Below are 15,066 nucleotides of genomic sequence, written 5' to 3'. Positions count from 1 at the left end.
TTGATTGAATGACCAAAAATTAAGTGTCTTTTATCAAATCGATTAATTAGGTGTCCACGTTCCTGCAGTATCAACTGATTCAAACGTTCCTATTGAAGTAGATATATTTAAATAAACATTTTCTCCTATTAATGAACTGGCATTTCCTAAGTAATCCATTAGCACGGTCGTACGCTCTGAGTACATTTCTTTTGTTGTTACATTCCTATTCCCCTTTTCTACCCATGACACTAATTTGCCCCTCTGAACATACGACACTAAATTGTAAGCACTGCCCGTATTTTCTTTAACTGCATCATTACTTTCTAAATCACTTATAATTTGAACTTTCCCTGAATATTCGTGATATGTTGGGGACGCCTTTGCAAATGAACCAAGCCCTATAGTCAACAAACTAACAGCTACAATACTGGCAAAAAGTTTAGACTTCTTCATTTTGCTCTCCTCCAAATTGTAATGTATTTCTCACTATTTTCGGTCATTCAATTATTATAATTTTACTATTTTTCAGTTTATTTCGTAAAGTATTTTTTGTTAAAATCTATATATTTAGTTTATATTTTAATATCACACAAGATAAAGTTACTATTTTTACCGTTGCATGTTATACAAAAGACCAGCTACTTTTTATATATAAGTAGCTGGTCTTCTTCTATATGTTTCAATATTGTTTAGCGAGCTTACAACGAGCTTTACCATAGCCAATATCTAGCTCCCTGTGTGACAATGAACCTGTCAAGCCATGTTTCAAAATTCATCTGCAATCTTTGAATGTCTCCTTCATAAACATAGATGAGATAATCATCTTCCCCATTAGCAACTTTTTGCGAATCAATGAACATATAGTCGCCATATCCTCTATAATTACCCATCATAAACCAATTTTTATCATAGGCACTTTGATAATATATATTTGTCTCATATTCATGGATATAATTTAGTATCTCGCTTAACTTAAATATATCAAAGAAATCATAACCAAGACCTTCAACATTAAATAATTTAGCCCCATCACTTTGTTTTAAAAATAAGGATAATTCTTTTGGTAACACGTGATGGGTATTTAATGCGAATTGCTGTAGTTCATGGTTTGATATTGGACTATTCCACTCACATGTTACATTTAAAATTTCTCCATTTTCCCTTTGGATGGTAATGCTGTTCTCTTTATCTAGCCTTTTATTTAATGATGCTAAGACTAATTCCATAGACATATTAACTTCACCTAATTTCTAATAGTTTACCCACCAAGGAGATACAGTTGCTCTATGAAATGAATATGGCAAAGGAATTAAATTGCTATAATCCTTATTTCCTCCCCATTTACATGGTCTAATATGATGGATTTCATAATCATTCCAATTTAAAGATCCATAAGTTTTATCATACCATGCTTTATATGCTGCTCTATCAGAGGAAGTCAAGGCACAAGAAGAACTAGAGTTTGCTGACCAAGTTGTAGAAGCAGGTTTAGTCATTACTTTTTTAGACTTAGGGTCTGTATATTCTGGGTATTTCATTCCTTTTTTATTCAATAACCAAGGTCCTTCATTTTTAGCACTCGCGCGATAAGATGCGTTTGGATAATTAGCATATGCTATTGAATCCGATTTCCAATAATAAGTAGAATTAATATAAGCAGAAATTGTAACAACTTGTTTTAAGGCTACTGTTTTTGTAGTATTGTCTGCATTTATATATGAACCATTTTCACTTGTAGCTCTTTGAATACTTGCAATAATTGTATAGCTATTTGGTCTTTTACCTATCCCATATACTCCGGTAACCTCTGCTGAATGGTTAATTTTTGATGTTGTTGTACCAGCATCAGTAATCCATGTTTTAAATGCAACTGAATATACCAATAAGGAATTGTAGGTACTTATATTATCTGAATCCTCGTTAATTGAGAATGTATTTATTTGAAACTTGTTGTCAATTAACTCATCTATATCAATTATTTCATCAGTTTCAGTATCTAACGCAACTAGATATGTTCCTTCACTTAATATATATCCATCCTTTATTACATTAAGGCTATCATGAAATTCTGTTCTAAGGTCTTCCTCAGTAATATATTCATCAATATATCCCAACTCATTTAATTTTTGTAACTGAATAGCCGCTTCTGAATAATTTTCCTCATGACTTACTTGATCTAACTCTAACACAGACGAGCTTGCTATAAAGTTTGGAGTAAAAGAAACTAAAAGTAATAATATTAATAGTGATGATACTAATTTTTTCATTTCAATTTTCCCTCTCCTTTTAAAATAGAATTTTAGTATTTTCACAATTTAAAGTTATTATTCTAGTGGTTTAATAGGAGAAATTTTAACTCGTGCCTGATATACATTATCACCTCAACCTTCAGCATTTTAATTAATTGTTGAATGACCAAATTTATGCGGCCTTTCACGTTCCGATTCTTATTCTACTTTTCTACCCATGACACTTATTTGCCCCTCTGAATATATGACACTAAATTGTATGCACTGCTTGTAGTTTCTTTAATATCATTGGTCTCTAAATCTTCGAATCTTGGTACTTTCCCTGAATATTCGTGATATGTTGGGGACGCATTTGCAAATGAACCAAACCCTATAGTCAACAAACTAACAGCTACAATACTGGCAAAAAGTTTAGACTTCTTCATTTTGCTCTCCTCCGAATTGTAATGTATTTCTCACTATTTTTGGTCATTCAATTATTATAATTTTACTATTATTCAGTTTATTTCGTAAAGATTTTTTTGTTAAAATTGATATATTTAATTGATATTTTATTAGTACATAAGGTAAAGTTACTATTTTTACCGTTGCATTTTATACAAAAAGACCAGCTACTTTTTATTTATAAGTAGCTGGTCTTCTTCTATATGTTTCAATATTGTTTATCGTTTTATCTCAAATTCCTGTGGTCCTGCATATGGTGGGGCGATGTTATATTCATAGAAAAAGATGACAGGGTTCCCTTGTTCATTAATATAGAAGTTTTTAGATGTATACTCGTCTATTCCTCCAGCGCCCTTTGAAGCGTAATATTCCTCATAATACCATAATAGATTTTCATCAGCCTTGGCACGTTCCTTCACTTGACGTTCAATCTCAGGATCTACCTTTTTCTCGTAGTCTGGTCCTAGTAAATCAACGAGCGTTAGTTCTTTTCCTGTTGTCAGATCAATATTATAAAAATATTTCGTGACAAACGTTAGTCCGTTCGTTGTTTCCGTTTCATTAATGATAAATGATAACGTCTGTTCATTTGAACTTTTCACTTCATAATCAAATTTGTATGTACTCGGCGTATATTCAATATCCTCGGAATACGCTCCTTCCCCAAGGTAGTTTTTCTTGAATTCAGCTGAGTCTTGCTTTGCCTTCTCAGCAAGACTCTCAATTTTTTCCTTAATCATCGTATTAATCTGATTTTCTATTGATGGATTACGTATATCAGTGAATTGTGGAATTTTAATATGCGCATCAATATAATCCGTCTTTTCTATATATTCATCAATTGTTATCACTTTGGCTACTGCCCCTAGTACAGGAACCTTTGACACTGCCAGTGCAAATGTAGGGCTTAAGTTCACAAAAAACATAAATATAAGACATGCCGTTAAAGGAATTGCAATAGATTTCATTTTCATAATCGTTATCCTCTTCTTCGGTACTATTTCATTTTCAGCCGTCGATAGTACTTTTTTTCGTATCAATTCCTTATTCGCTAAGTTTTCTTCAATAACACGTTTTAATACTTTTCGTTCATGCTCCTTCATTTAGCTTCAACCGTCCTTCCCAAACTTTTTTCGTATTTCATGAGTGGTGCGGTAAATATGATTTTTTATCGTGGATTGATTTAAATGCAGTAATTGAGCAATTTCAGGAATTGATAGTTCAGCATAATAAAATAAGTAAAATACTTTTTGCACCTTTTGTGGTTTTGATTGCAAAAAGCGCCAAATAGCCGATAGCACTTCTTTATTTTCTACTGTAATCTCTATTTCATTTTCGTATTGCTCATTATTTATATCAGCCTGATTATATTCTTTATCTTCTTTATTTATATCAAACAACGGTATGATACTTTTTACTTTTTCCTTTAAAGAATAATGGTTGTAGATTTTAGATTTAGCGATTCTTATTACATAGGCCTCTGGATTTTTAATGTAATCGAGCCCCTTGTCCTTTAGTATTTGATAAAGCGCTAAATATGTTTCTTGAATAATATCAGGAATAACACTCGTATGATTGCATTTACTAATGACATATATTAAACATTGATGATAAGTTTTGTCATAAATTTCGTTAAATTTTTCTTCGACTACTTGCGTATCCAAAGACTCACCTCCCTTTAATGATACGAGAGAATGCAATCTACGAATGATTGAACAAACATCTTGAATGTTTTAATTGATTGGTTTCGTTTCTTGGCACAATCAATTGCCAAAATAGGGATCGACTTTTTCTTCTTGTAGCGTTAAAAGTTCCGATACTGTTACAAATTCATATCCTTCTTTTTTTAATGTCATTAATAACTCTGGTAAAGCCTCTGCTGTTGCTGTATGAATATCATGCATTAATACGACAGATTTATTTGTGACATTACTTAAAATTTCTTTTTTTATCGTTGTTGGATTACGACTTTTCCAATCTAGTGAATCAACAGACCATAGAATGGTTGTATAATTATTTGACGTTGTATAGTTTAAAATATCTTGATTGTATACCCCGTAAGGAGGACGGAATAAAGTTGATGTTACGCCTGTTGCCATTTCAATAATATTGTTCGTTTTATCTATTTCTTCTATCATTTCTTTATGCGTCATTTTCTTTAAATTCGGATGACTAAAAGTATGATTTGCTATTTCATGACCCTCAGCAGCTACTTGTGCCGCAATACTTGGATACATTTCAACTCTGCTCCCCAGCATAAAGAAAGTTGCTTTTGCTTCATGCTGCTTTAAAGTCTGCAATACTCGTGGTGTTACTTTTGGGCTCGGTCCATCATCAAAGGTAAGCGCTATGTATTTTCCATCAGGACGCAATGCAATTGTTTCTACTTCTTCTATTACTTCCACGTCAGCTTCATTTTCTTCTGCTATTTCTTCGGTTTCTACAAGCCTTGCCTCATTACTAACAATATTTTCAGCTTGTCCATGGTCCTCTATTTTTCCACCTATTAAGTAATAACTAGCTCCTAGCATTATAGTAATGAACACAATGACCGCCACAATTCTACCCCATCTAATTCTTTTCCTTCCTCTCATTCCAATGCACCTTTCTTTTCTAAATTTAACCTTTATAAAATAGAAGAGAATACGAGAGTTGAAAAAGTTTCAATGAATTTATAAAAAATATCATTTTTTTGTAGCAATTGCGCTTTAGCATTTTTCTACCCAGCCAATCTATAAAAATCACATTTAAAATAGTACAATTTTGTGAATGTTAATACTTAAATGGCTTCTTTATTACAAAAAACAGGTCTCTCATGAGTACCTGTCATTTGTTATTGCTTATATGATTAATCAACAACTTTTCCACCTGTGATTTAAGAGCTTGATTAGCATAACGAAGCACTACATCATTACCAGCAGTGGCGACTTGCACGTCACTAAAGTATTCATCTACTGGCTGCCATCCTACTACTCGTATACGTTTTCGTGCAAGTTCTCGTTTGAGGTTAAAATATTCTTGTCGTAGGTCCTTTAGCAATGAATCCATCATTGGAAGAAATACCGTTTTCATTTTAAACTGTTCTACTTTATGATAGTCAACCTGCAATGATTTAACTGCTAGTTCCAACAAAAGATACTTATGAAGTAACTGTCTTTCGTCAGCCTTAATCATAATAATCAGCATCCAGTTGGGCTGATTGTACATGCTGTAATGGAATGCGTATAGTTTTTATCAGTGTGTCCAGTATAAGTTCATTGGTATTGAAATTAATTGACTTTATTAATCCATTCCATTGCATAGTTTTACTATCCATCCATACTTCTAACTTAACGTCGCTTTGCTGATTATAGGCTTGATTTATTGTTTGTTGTAATTCTTCTAGCTCCCAATCCGTTAGCTCTCTTGGTGGCTCTATATCTTCTGTTTGTTTATACGCTCTAAGCAGCTCCAAATGTTCTGGTAACATCATCGATGCCCATTTAATATTCCCTCTATCCTTTATCATTCCAATCACTCCTATGCCAAATGACCACCAACTAAGCGATCTCGTTTAATAGCTGTACCCGCTTTTGTATAAGAAACTGCTCTTAATATTGAGGTAGCTCCAAACCTATTGCGTATTGCATCCATTGTAGGACCAATAATTTGACGTTGTGGTTTGCGTTCATCAAATAAATCCAATTGAATGCTATGTTCTTTCTCTAGGTTGGATATTCTGACTGATAATTGTCGCGCTGGCTCTCCAGCAAAATGTTCATCCAGTAATTCAATACAAGTTTTATACATCACAAGCGTTTCACTTGTTGGCACTGCAATTGTTTTAGACCGATGAAACCCTTTGGTCATGGCATTATGACTATATGAAAGACCTAAGCTGATTGTACGGCCAACAAACCCTGCATCACGTGTTCGTTTCATTACGTCTTCGCACATTTCTAGGAGCACTACCGAAATCTCTTTTCGTGTGTGATAATCCCTCATCAGCATTTGCCCCTTACCAAAACTTAAAGCTCCGTTTGTTATTAACGGCTCTCCTAATTTGGATAGATCTATTCCCCATGCATGGTAATAGAGCTGATTGCCCATTACACCAAAGCGCTTTTCTAATTCTTCTAAATCTGTATGAGCCAAACCACCAACTGTTTGTATTCCCATAGCATTTAGATTTGCTTCCATTCGTTTTCCTATACCCCACATTTCGGATAGAGGTCGAACTGGCCATAATTTCTTTGGAACATCCTCATACGTCCATTTGGCAAAACCAGTTTTCTTGGCATCAAGGTCTAAAGCTAATTTGGCTATTAACATGTTTGGTCCCAGGCCTACTGCACTAGGTACATTAAATTGATCCAGAATAGCTTTTTGTATTTCCTTAGCCGTTTCCTCATGCGAGCCCCAAAGCTTTTCAGTACCAGTTAAATCAACAAAGCTTTCGTCTACACTATACACATGTATAGCATCAACCGGTACGTAATTAGAAAGCAAATTTGTAATCGTCATCGACATTTGAATGAAGAAGCTCATTTTTGGCTCAAACAATCTAATATCAGGATGTTTCGGTATCTCATAGCGTCTACTTCCAGTTTTGATTTTAAATTTCTCTTTCATCAATGGTGATGCGGCAAGTACTACGCTGCCTGGTTGGTCAAAGTTAGCAACTACCGCAACTGGCGTTTTTAAAATATCTAGCCCATGTAACATCGCTACGCAGCTGGCATAAAAACATTTCATATCGATACACATAATAGGTCTATTTGGCATTCCCTCATAATTCATATAACTTCACGTCCCTTACTAACAATAGGAATAATGGCTAGAACATTGCTGATTAAAAAAGTACGCCTTGCATGTCTTGTGAAACAAAATGCTTGAAATGAATCGCCAACCATTTTAATGACTTTTACACGCCTTTTTGTCACGGAACCATCTTTCGCTATATACATCATGTTCACTAGTTGACTGCGTTGCATAGCTTTAATCAGTTGCTCTCTCATCTTAGTTTCCTCCTCAGTGCCAGTCATTCAAAAAATTTTGTATCCAATAGCCAACCATTTTTGTTCGCTTCAGTTTACCTAATTATTATTAGCACAATAATTTTCCCCTTTACCTATCTTATGTAAGAACACTTGTTTGTATACATATTAGAACAAATGTTTGTATCTTGGCAAGGTTCAATTTTTGGAAACGAAAAAAGACCAGTTACTCAAATGAGTCCCTGGCTTATCCCTATCTAGTAGACGGCTGTAAAATGACTAAGCAGCATCAAAAATCTAGTTTTTCTAATGTTTGTTATGTGTATTCACACAATACAAATTAATCCCAAATGATCCCCTGCTTAATAATAGGAATGATTGAAAATTATTGAAATAAGTATAGAACATTCTATTAAAGTCTATTCTAAAATCTAAGCAAGAAATGTGAGGAGCCTACAATTCAATATGAAATTTAAACTACCTTTCAGGAAAAAGAAAACTCCTGTAGAAACGCATCTCTTTCCCCCTTGAAAATTCAATGTTTTCACATAAAAAATCAAGCATACATAGTGTATGAATATAAGGAGTAATTCGTTATTAATAATAATTATCCAAATGATTAGAATTCTAAAAAACGTTGCAAAAACAGATTCAATTAAATGCAATAGCACCTAGTCGTATTTGCACACCTCTTATCCCTTCTAGTTTTTCTTCTGATGAACACACTACACGGAGCGAATCTATTTGATCAAATGGCCCAGTCTTTTGAAGTTGCTCCTACATGCATCTAATGATTCTAGAGACGTTACTGGGCAAGTATTGCATATAAATTATGGTGAAGGATTGAAGATTTGCTACTATGCAGTAATCCTATTTGTTTGCACTCGGATGCCCCATACGTTTTTTTCAACAAAAAAATGCCCGCTATTTGATTAGCGAGCATAAAAGTAACTTGATGTCAGGTGCCTGGCACTTTTATTAAGTGTATTATTTACTTCTCACAAACAATAGTTTGTACCATTGATTAACTAAAAACGGTAAGAACGATAAGCTATAAATAAAACCTAATTGTGCGCCAGTTAATGTGGCAACTTCAAATATATCCGTGAAAGATGGTACAAATAATACTACATGTAGAGCAACAAAGCCGATTAAAAATGCTAACCAAGTATATTTATTCGAAAATATACCGATGGCAAAGATTGACTGTTTGGATCTAGAGTTAAAGCCATGTATTAGTCTTGATAAACATAACGTTGTAAATGCCATTGTACTTGCTGTTAAAGTATCTCCTGTCGACAATCCTATTTCGAAAGCAACAGCCGTAGAAATAGCAATTAATAAACCTTCAAGTACCACTTGGGTCGTAAATATTCTATTTAGTAATGGTGTGTGAATATTTCTTGGCTTGTCCTTCATAGTGTTTTTATTATTTGGTTCCAGCCCGATGGCAATTGCCGGCAAACTATCGGTTAGCAAGTTAATAAATAATAGATGGACCGGCGCAAATGGAACTGGTAAACCTAAAATAGTGGCATATAAAACTACAAAGATAGCTCCAGCATTCCCTGAGAGCAAAAATAAAATGGCATTTTTAATATTTGTATAAATACTTCTTCCATTTGATATTGCTTTGACAATCGTGGAAAAATTATCATCCGTTAAGATCATAGAAGATGCATCTTTTGCCACCTCAGTACCGCTTATTCCCATCGCTACACCAATATCGGCTTGCTTTAATGCTGGCCCATCATTGACTCCATCCCCCGTCATAGCAACGACGTTCCCTTTTTCTTGCCAGGCTCTTACAATACGAATTTTTTGCTCTGGTGTTACGCGGGCATAAACTGAGAAATCTTGCACTTTTTCTTGCAGTTCCCGATCAGTTAATTTTTCAATTTCAGCTCCTTCAATCGCTTCTCTTGGATCCTGTAAAATACCAATTTGTTTTGCAATCGCAGTGGCTGTTATTTTATGGTCACCTGTTATCATTACAGGTTTAATCCCTGCTTTGATACAGCTTTCAACTGCTGCCTTTGATTCTTTTCTAGGAGGGTCCATCATTGCGATTAATCCGACAAAGATTAAGTCTCTTTCGTCTACAACGGAGATTGCTCGAGGTTCATATACCTCCTTGTATGCAATAGCCAAAACTCTTAAACCATTCATCGAAAAGTCTCGATTAACTTCTTCAATTTTTTTCTTATGTTCATGAGTAATAGTTAATAAACCATTAGAAGTATTAATTTTCGTGATTTTTGAAAGGAGAACATCTAATGCTCCCTTCGTAATCATAATATTTTGCTGATTAATACGATTCACTGTGCTCATAAGCTTTCTATCTGAATCAAAAGGAAGCTCTGCTACCCTTGGACAATTTTCTCTGACGATTAATTCATCAAAGTCGTATTGCTTCCCTAATTTCACAAGCGCAATTTCAGTAGGATCACCAATTTCTTTATGATCTCTTTCCAACGCATCATTACATAAAATTGCCTTCCAAATAAGATCTTTTTCGATGGTGTTTTTCATTTGTAGCTGATCGTGTGAAATAACTTTTTGATCAACAAATACATGTTGCACAACCATTTTGTTTTCAGTTAAGGTTCCTGTTTTATCTGAACATATAACAGAGACACTTCCCAAGCTTTCAACAGCAAAGAGCTTTCGGATAATAGCATTTTCCTTTGCCATTTTTTGTGTCCCAAAAGCCAACACAATTGTCACAATCGAACTTAACGCCTCTGGTATAGCCGCAACTGCCAGCGAAACGGCAAACATAAACGATTCTACCAACTCACGGCCTCGAACAAGATCAATTGTGAAAATAACTACACAGATCATCGTGATTCCTAAGGCTAATTTCTCTCCAAATTGATCTAGGCTAACCTGTAGCGGAGTCTTCTTTTCTTTCGCAGTATCTAGCAAATTTGCTATTTTACCAATTTCCGTTTCCATTCCGATAGCCGTGACAATCACAATACCCCGACCATTCGTAACAAAGCTCCCAGTGAAAACCATATTTTTCTTATCAGCAACCATTACATCTTCCTTGATAGGGTCGGCAAATTTCGCAACCGCTAAAGATTCACCAGTAAGTGAGCTTTCATTTATGTGAAGATTATGGCTTTCTACTAATCTTCCATCCGCATTTATATAGTCACCAGCCTCCAAATACAGAAGATCTCCTACTACTATATCTTTAGACGGAATTTCGATAATCTGATTATTTCGCATCACTTTCGCAATTGGAGAAGACAAAGCTTTCAAATTACCTAAAGACTTTTCCGCCTTTACATGTTGCACAGTACCGAGAATTGCGTTTAAAATTATGACAATCAAAATGACAATCGTACTTTCTACCTCACCTAATAGAAATGAAATAAAAGCCGCTATCATTAAAATAATTACTAATAAATCCTTAAACTGTCCAAAAAAAACGGCAATTGTACTTACTTTTTTACCTTCCTCTAATACATTGAAACCATAAACTTCTTGCCTCTTTTGAACGTCAGAATCACTCAATCCTTTATTGGTCACGCTCAATTTATTCATGACTTCTGCGGACGACTGCTGATGATATTGTGTCATTTCATCTAGTTCTCCTTCCAGTGTAATTTTATTAGACTATCATACTCATGACGAAAAACGATTGCTGCTATTTTGCTAACAAAAGAGTCTCGCAAAACTCGAATAGACCATTATAACTTATGTGTTATTCATCGTAGAGCTGACTATTTCAATAGAAGGAAAACGTCTATTGAATAGTCTTTTAGCTACCAAATTTCAATTTCCCTTGTATTTTTCGACTACAAACTCCGAACTTTCTTTCATGAATTTCGGGAAAATCCCCATTCTGAAATACGTTTCTCCATATCTACTCCATCTTCAAATATTCGAACTATAACAATCTATTCCTTGTCCTAATCCAGTATGATAATAATTGATATAGAGATTTAATTTTTTATACTATTGTTGACGTAAACTTATAATATTTACCATCTTTGTGAAAATGAAAGCCCCCTCGACTAGTAGCGTCAAGGGGGCAAAATAACTTATCAAGCTCTAAAATGATACACGAGTGCCCATACAAAGCATCCTATTAAGATAAATAGTGCCTGGCACTTTCTTTTATTGATTTCAAAAGATTTATAATACATAAACACAACTATAATGTTTTATTCTGTGGTATACTACTTCGAGTAGCACCATCAAAGGGCACAACCAATTCTGAGCTGTAGCGTATTTCATACGCTACAGCTTTTTTATTGATTTCAATAAAAAGGATATACACCAGTGGCATTTTACAATATAATGTATGAACTAGAAAATATTAATAAATACATATTTAAATAGCTTTCCAAAATTATTAAAATGATTAAGGAGCGAAAACAAATAAGATGAATGTAGAAAAAGTCTTTGAAAGCTTCCCGCTATTAAGTTCGAACAACCTACAATTTAAAAAAATTGAAGAAAGCCACTTAGATATGCTATTTGCCATCTACGATAATGAAAAAGTATTTGAGTTTTGTGGCATCATTCCGAAGCACAATATCCAGACAGTCCAAAAAATGATCGGTCATTTTGAACGGGATTTCACGAAAAGAAGCCGAGTGAAATGGGGTATTTTTTTAAAGAATCAACCAGACACATTAGTCGGCATAATAGAAGCGATGGATTTTAATCAAAAAGTAAACATGGTTACAATTGGTTACTATTTAGCTGAGGACTATTGGAATAAGGGCATCGCTACTGAATCTGTGCAAACAATACTCGAATTTCTATTTAATGAAGTCGGCATCAATAGAATTCAAGCAGAGGTTATGCCGATGAATGATACTTCAAAAAAAGTGCTTTTAAAAAGTGGCTTTGTAAAAGAAGGATTATTAAGACAAGCTTCATTCTGGTCTGGCAAAGGCGTTATTGATTTAGAAATTTACAGCATACTGCAAGAGGATTACAATAAATAAATTAAAAAGATCTTGGATTGGAAAGTACGTTTAGTATCATTAGCTCAACTTTACGTTTCTTTTCCTAATCAATAAAAGCACGCTAAACAGGACTATCTGTTTAGCGTGCTTTCACTTGTTTATCATTATGAATGTTTATTTCATTAAACAGTGCCATAAACCGAATCTACAATCACGTATTAGATTTCAATTCTTGCCATTTCCAATATGCTTCATATAGCATATCGTGTAGAAATTCCTCATGCTCTCGCTCATCACCTAGACCTCTCTGTTCTAATTTCAACCCTAACCACACCGTATTATCATTTCTAAATTTAGGATCACCAACACCATCTAAAATACAGAAAAAGTGAAAAAAGATTGAAATCATCCGATCACGAACAATCTTTTCAATACCACTTATACTTTGATGAGTAAATTCATTGACTTTTAACGCGTTGAGTTCCTCAGCAGTTAGTTTAAGCTCCTTCTCTACGCCTATTATCGCGTTTTCTGGATGACGTAAACTATCACCCATTTTAGAGTATTCTTCAATTAATTCATGAACCTCCATTAGTAAACTCATTTGACTATCCATCTAAATCACCACTTTAAAGTTAATTTAGAAAAAACCAACAACTATCATCGCTAAGCCATTTCCTTAATGGTAACTTATTTACTTACACCATACAGTTTAAAAAGTTCGCCGGATTCATATTGTTCAAGAACTATGCTTGCCTCAAAACTGGTCATATTTTGTTCCATCCCTGCAATCTTTTCAAGCATTTCTAAAGCTTCAACTCTGCGATAGTCCACTACAATTGAATAAATACTGCAAACATATAAAACAAAAGGATTTTCATGTAAAAACAACTCATCTAACACTTCTGTTGCAAGTTCAGATGATTGCTTTAGTTGCTCCAAAATTGCTAACAGCGCCTTATTGGATTTATTTCCTCTTTTATAATCTCCTGTCATCTGCGTTTCTTCTGCTATCAAGCAATGATTAATAAACTCATCTACTAATATTTTCGTATCTTTCATATATAAACACCTACTATATATTAGTTTAGCAAGCCTAACTTTGTATTAAATAAGCTTACCGACATTTACGAAAGCTGTTCTTTTCTATTGTACGAATGCAGAGACATACTACTTAGTTTTCATTCTATTTTTTTAATTTTCTTTTGATATCAGATGCATGTAAATCAATCTTTTCTTTATCTTTCAAAGCGTTTCTAAACGCTAAAAATCCCAATATTAGCATTGCTATACTTAGAGAAGCAAATAAGATGAAAAACACCTCTTCGCTTACTTTATTAGTAAAGAATAAAATTAGTACAAGGATTGCGATTGCAGTAATATAGCTTACATATTTATTATATTTGCAAGACATATGATGCACCCTTTCTAGCTTTAAATTATTTGATATTTCAGTTAATTTAATTTAGGATATAAATTATAACACACTTAGTAAGTGCATGTTATGAAATTAACACAAAAAATAACTAGTTTATTTGCCGCTTTTCTTTTATTGAGTGCAACTTTAAGTAGTGCTACATCTGCACATTCCCTAGTTCCTTCAGCGGCTATTAAGACAGAAGAAATTACTGGTACTAATGATTTAATTAAAGCAAACGAAAACGGTGTTGCGGAAAATGATTTTAATATTATTAATCTACCGAGTGAGTTTGATGATGGAATTCTTCTGAAAAGTAAGGGGACCGGAGAAGATTTAAAAATTGGTGTACCGAATAATATGAAGTTAAGTAAACCTACAATTACAGAATCAGGCAGCTATGAGTATAAGAATGACGGACCAGTAGACTTGATTTTGCAACCGACGGAGTTTGGAATTAGAAGTATTGTAAATATTAAAGATGCAAGTGCTCCAAAGGAATATAAATTTGAGTTGGATATACCAGAAGGACATAAGCTGATTTCATCTGCTGATTACTTTGGTGACGTCCCTGGAAATGAGTTAGATACAGAAGAAGTCTTTATTGTAGATGAAAATAACATTATTCAAAGTGTTTTTGGGAAAGCTTGGGCAGTTGATGCTAATGGTGTAGATGTACCCACTTATTATGAAGTGGTTGATAACACTTTAATTCAAACCGTGAATTTTAATGAAAATACTGCATTTCCTGTATTGGCAGATCCAGATTGGGTAGCAATAGGAGCATGTAGTGCAGCTTTAGTTTGGTTTGTTGGTTCAAATTTATTTGTAGCAGCTAAAATTATCAAAGTTAGAAATTATATTAAAGCTCTCGGTGGTTTTAAAGAAAGTGCAAAATTAATTGCGGGTGCTACATCTTGGGAAGAAAAATTACGTGTGGGGGGATCAGCTTTACGTAGTTTAGCAGCAGAAATTACAGGTGTTACAGGTTTGTATGCGTGTACTAGATTCTTTAATAAATGATGCACATATTTTAAAAGGACTTGAAGAAGAGTAGACAAAATCGT

General features: G+C 33.9%; 17 protein-coding genes. 2 read left to right on the top strand and 15 right to left on the bottom strand.

Annotated features, from left to right (window positions below):
• Positions 1–42: 42 nt before the first annotated feature.
• The 12 genes from ACQKNX_RS04540 to ACQKNX_RS04485 all read right to left on the bottom strand — a co-directional run bounded on the left by ACQKNX_RS04540 (position 43) and on the right by ACQKNX_RS04485 (position 11,242).
• A complete protein-coding gene (locus ACQKNX_RS04540; protein ID WP_427427778.1) occupies positions 43–435 on the bottom strand; it encodes a hypothetical protein in 393 nt (130 codons plus the stop codon).
• 257 nt (positions 436–692) lie between these two features.
• Positions 693–1,214, bottom strand: a complete 522-nt coding sequence (locus ACQKNX_RS04535) for an SMI1/KNR4 family protein (protein ID WP_427427777.1) — start codon at positions 1,212–1,214, stop codon at positions 693–695.
• 18 nt (positions 1,215–1,232) lie between these two features.
• A complete protein-coding gene (locus ACQKNX_RS04530; RefSeq protein WP_427427776.1) occupies positions 1,233–2,249 on the bottom strand; it encodes an HNH endonuclease in 1,017 nt (338 codons plus the stop codon).
• Positions 2,250–2,455: 206 nt separating this feature from the next.
• A complete protein-coding gene (locus tag ACQKNX_RS04525; protein ID WP_427427775.1) occupies positions 2,456–2,656 on the bottom strand; it encodes a hypothetical protein in 201 nt (66 codons plus the stop codon).
• Between the two features lie 237 nt (positions 2,657–2,893).
• Positions 2,894–3,778 carry a DUF3298 and DUF4163 domain-containing protein gene (locus ACQKNX_RS04520; protein ID WP_427427774.1) on the bottom strand — a complete coding sequence of 295 codons (885 nt, stop codon included), beginning with the start codon at positions 3,776–3,778 and terminating at the stop codon, positions 2,894–2,896.
• 6 nt (positions 3,779–3,784) lie between these two features.
• On the bottom strand, positions 3,785–4,339 hold the full coding sequence (locus tag ACQKNX_RS04515; RefSeq protein ID WP_427427773.1) for an RNA polymerase sigma factor: 555 nt from the start codon (positions 4,337–4,339) through the stop codon (positions 3,785–3,787).
• Positions 4,340–4,438: 99 nt separating this feature from the next.
• The gene (locus ACQKNX_RS04510; RefSeq protein ID WP_427427772.1) at positions 4,439–5,269 is read right to left on the bottom strand and encodes a polysaccharide deacetylase family protein; all 831 of its coding nucleotides are present in this window, start codon (positions 5,267–5,269) and stop codon (positions 4,439–4,441) included.
• Positions 5,270–5,501: 232 nt separating this feature from the next.
• A complete protein-coding gene (locus ACQKNX_RS04505) occupies positions 5,502–5,849 on the bottom strand; it encodes an aconitate hydratase (protein ID WP_427427771.1) in 348 nt (115 codons plus the stop codon).
• Positions 5,842–6,183, bottom strand: a complete 342-nt coding sequence (locus tag ACQKNX_RS04500; RefSeq protein WP_427427770.1) for a YolD-like family protein — start codon at positions 6,181–6,183, stop codon at positions 5,842–5,844. The genes ACQKNX_RS04505 and ACQKNX_RS04500 overlap by 8 nt, the downstream gene beginning before the upstream one ends.
• Before the next feature lie 11 nt (positions 6,184–6,194).
• On the bottom strand, positions 6,195–7,454 hold the full coding sequence (locus ACQKNX_RS04495) for a DNA polymerase thumb domain-containing protein (protein WP_427427769.1): 1,260 nt from the start codon (positions 7,452–7,454) through the stop codon (positions 6,195–6,197).
• On the bottom strand, positions 7,451–7,672 hold the full coding sequence (locus ACQKNX_RS04490; RefSeq protein WP_427427768.1) for a transcriptional regulator: 222 nt from the start codon (positions 7,670–7,672) through the stop codon (positions 7,451–7,453). The genes ACQKNX_RS04495 and ACQKNX_RS04490 overlap by 4 nt, the downstream gene beginning before the upstream one ends.
• A gap of 966 nt (positions 7,673–8,638) precedes the next feature.
• Positions 8,639–11,242 carry a cation-translocating P-type ATPase gene (locus tag ACQKNX_RS04485; RefSeq protein ID WP_427427767.1) on the bottom strand — a complete coding sequence of 868 codons (2,604 nt, stop codon included), beginning with the start codon at positions 11,240–11,242 and terminating at the stop codon, positions 8,639–8,641.
• Positions 11,243–12,051: 809 nt separating this feature from the next.
• On the opposite strand from ACQKNX_RS04485, the gene ACQKNX_RS04480 reads away from it, so the two are divergent.
• Positions 12,052–12,621, top strand: coding sequence for a GNAT family N-acetyltransferase (locus ACQKNX_RS04480; protein ID WP_427427766.1), 570 nt, complete (start codon positions 12,052–12,054; stop codon positions 12,619–12,621).
• 172 nt (positions 12,622–12,793) lie between these two features.
• On the opposite strand, the gene ACQKNX_RS04475 is transcribed toward ACQKNX_RS04480, so the two are convergent.
• From ACQKNX_RS04475 to ACQKNX_RS04465, 3 genes are all read right to left on the bottom strand, one after another.
• Positions 12,794–13,198 (bottom strand): hypothetical protein, encoded by a 405-nt coding sequence (locus ACQKNX_RS04475; RefSeq protein ID WP_427427765.1) that lies wholly within the window; start codon positions 13,196–13,198, stop codon positions 12,794–12,796.
• A 74-nt stretch (positions 13,199–13,272) separates the two neighbouring features.
• The gene (locus tag ACQKNX_RS04470) at positions 13,273–13,644 is read right to left on the bottom strand and encodes a hypothetical protein (protein WP_427427764.1); all 372 of its coding nucleotides are present in this window, start codon (positions 13,642–13,644) and stop codon (positions 13,273–13,275) included.
• Between the two features lie 124 nt (positions 13,645–13,768).
• Positions 13,769–13,996, bottom strand: coding sequence for a hypothetical protein (locus ACQKNX_RS04465; protein WP_427427763.1), 228 nt, complete (start codon positions 13,994–13,996; stop codon positions 13,769–13,771).
• 90 nt (positions 13,997–14,086) lie between these two features.
• Between ACQKNX_RS04465 and ACQKNX_RS04460 the strand changes: the two genes are divergently transcribed.
• Positions 14,087–15,022 carry a hypothetical protein gene (locus tag ACQKNX_RS04460; RefSeq protein WP_427427762.1) on the top strand — a complete coding sequence of 312 codons (936 nt, stop codon included), beginning with the start codon at positions 14,087–14,089 and terminating at the stop codon, positions 15,020–15,022.
• The last annotated feature ends 44 nt before the right edge of the window (positions 15,023–15,066 follow it).

Origin of the sequence: Lysinibacillus sp. NPDC093712 (assembly GCF_050280025.1) — a bacterium.
Classification (GTDB): domain Bacteria; phylum Bacillota; class Bacilli; order Bacillales_A; family Planococcaceae; genus Lysinibacillus.
This window is presented reverse-complemented; position numbering and strand designations above follow the sequence as displayed.

Coding starts and splice junctions, on each gene's coding strand:
- ACQKNX_RS04540 (WP_427427778.1), bottom strand. CDS start 435: ATGAAGAAGTCTAAACTTTTTGCCAGTATTGTAGCTGTTAGTTTGTTG.
- ACQKNX_RS04535 (WP_427427777.1), bottom strand. CDS start 1,214: ATGTCTATGGAATTAGTCTTAGCATCATTAAATAAAAGGCTAGATAAA.
- ACQKNX_RS04530 (WP_427427776.1), bottom strand. CDS start 2,249: ATGAAAAAATTAGTATCATCACTATTAATATTATTACTTTTAGTTTCT.
- ACQKNX_RS04525 (WP_427427775.1), bottom strand. CDS start 2,656: ATGAAGAAGTCTAAACTTTTTGCCAGTATTGTAGCTGTTAGTTTGTTG.
- ACQKNX_RS04520 (WP_427427774.1), bottom strand. CDS start 3,778: ATGAAGGAGCATGAACGAAAAGTATTAAAACGTGTTATTGAAGAAAAC.
- ACQKNX_RS04510 (WP_427427772.1), bottom strand. CDS start 5,269: ATGAGAGGAAGGAAAAGAATTAGATGGGGTAGAATTGTGGCGGTCATT.
- ACQKNX_RS04505 (WP_427427771.1), bottom strand. CDS start 5,849: ATGATTAAGGCTGACGAAAGACAGTTACTTCATAAGTATCTTTTGTTG.
- ACQKNX_RS04500 (WP_427427770.1), bottom strand. CDS start 6,183: ATGATAAAGGATAGAGGGAATATTAAATGGGCATCGATGATGTTACCA.
- ACQKNX_RS04495 (WP_427427769.1), bottom strand. CDS start 7,454: ATGAATTATGAGGGAATGCCAAATAGACCTATTATGTGTATCGATATG.
- ACQKNX_RS04490 (WP_427427768.1), bottom strand. CDS start 7,672: ATGAGAGAGCAACTGATTAAAGCTATGCAACGCAGTCAACTAGTGAAC.
- ACQKNX_RS04485 (WP_427427767.1), bottom strand. CDS start 11,242: ATGACACAATATCATCAGCAGTCGTCCGCAGAAGTCATGAATAAATTG.
- ACQKNX_RS04480 (WP_427427766.1), top strand. CDS start 12,052: ATGAATGTAGAAAAAGTCTTTGAAAGCTTCCCGCTATTAAGTTCGAAC.
- ACQKNX_RS04475 (WP_427427765.1), bottom strand. CDS start 13,198: ATGGATAGTCAAATGAGTTTACTAATGGAGGTTCATGAATTAATTGAA.
- ACQKNX_RS04470 (WP_427427764.1), bottom strand. CDS start 13,644: ATGAAAGATACGAAAATATTAGTAGATGAGTTTATTAATCATTGCTTG.
- ACQKNX_RS04465 (WP_427427763.1), bottom strand. CDS start 13,996: ATGTCTTGCAAATATAATAAATATGTAAGCTATATTACTGCAATCGCA.
- ACQKNX_RS04460 (WP_427427762.1), top strand. CDS start 14,087: ATGAAATTAACACAAAAAATAACTAGTTTATTTGCCGCTTTTCTTTTA.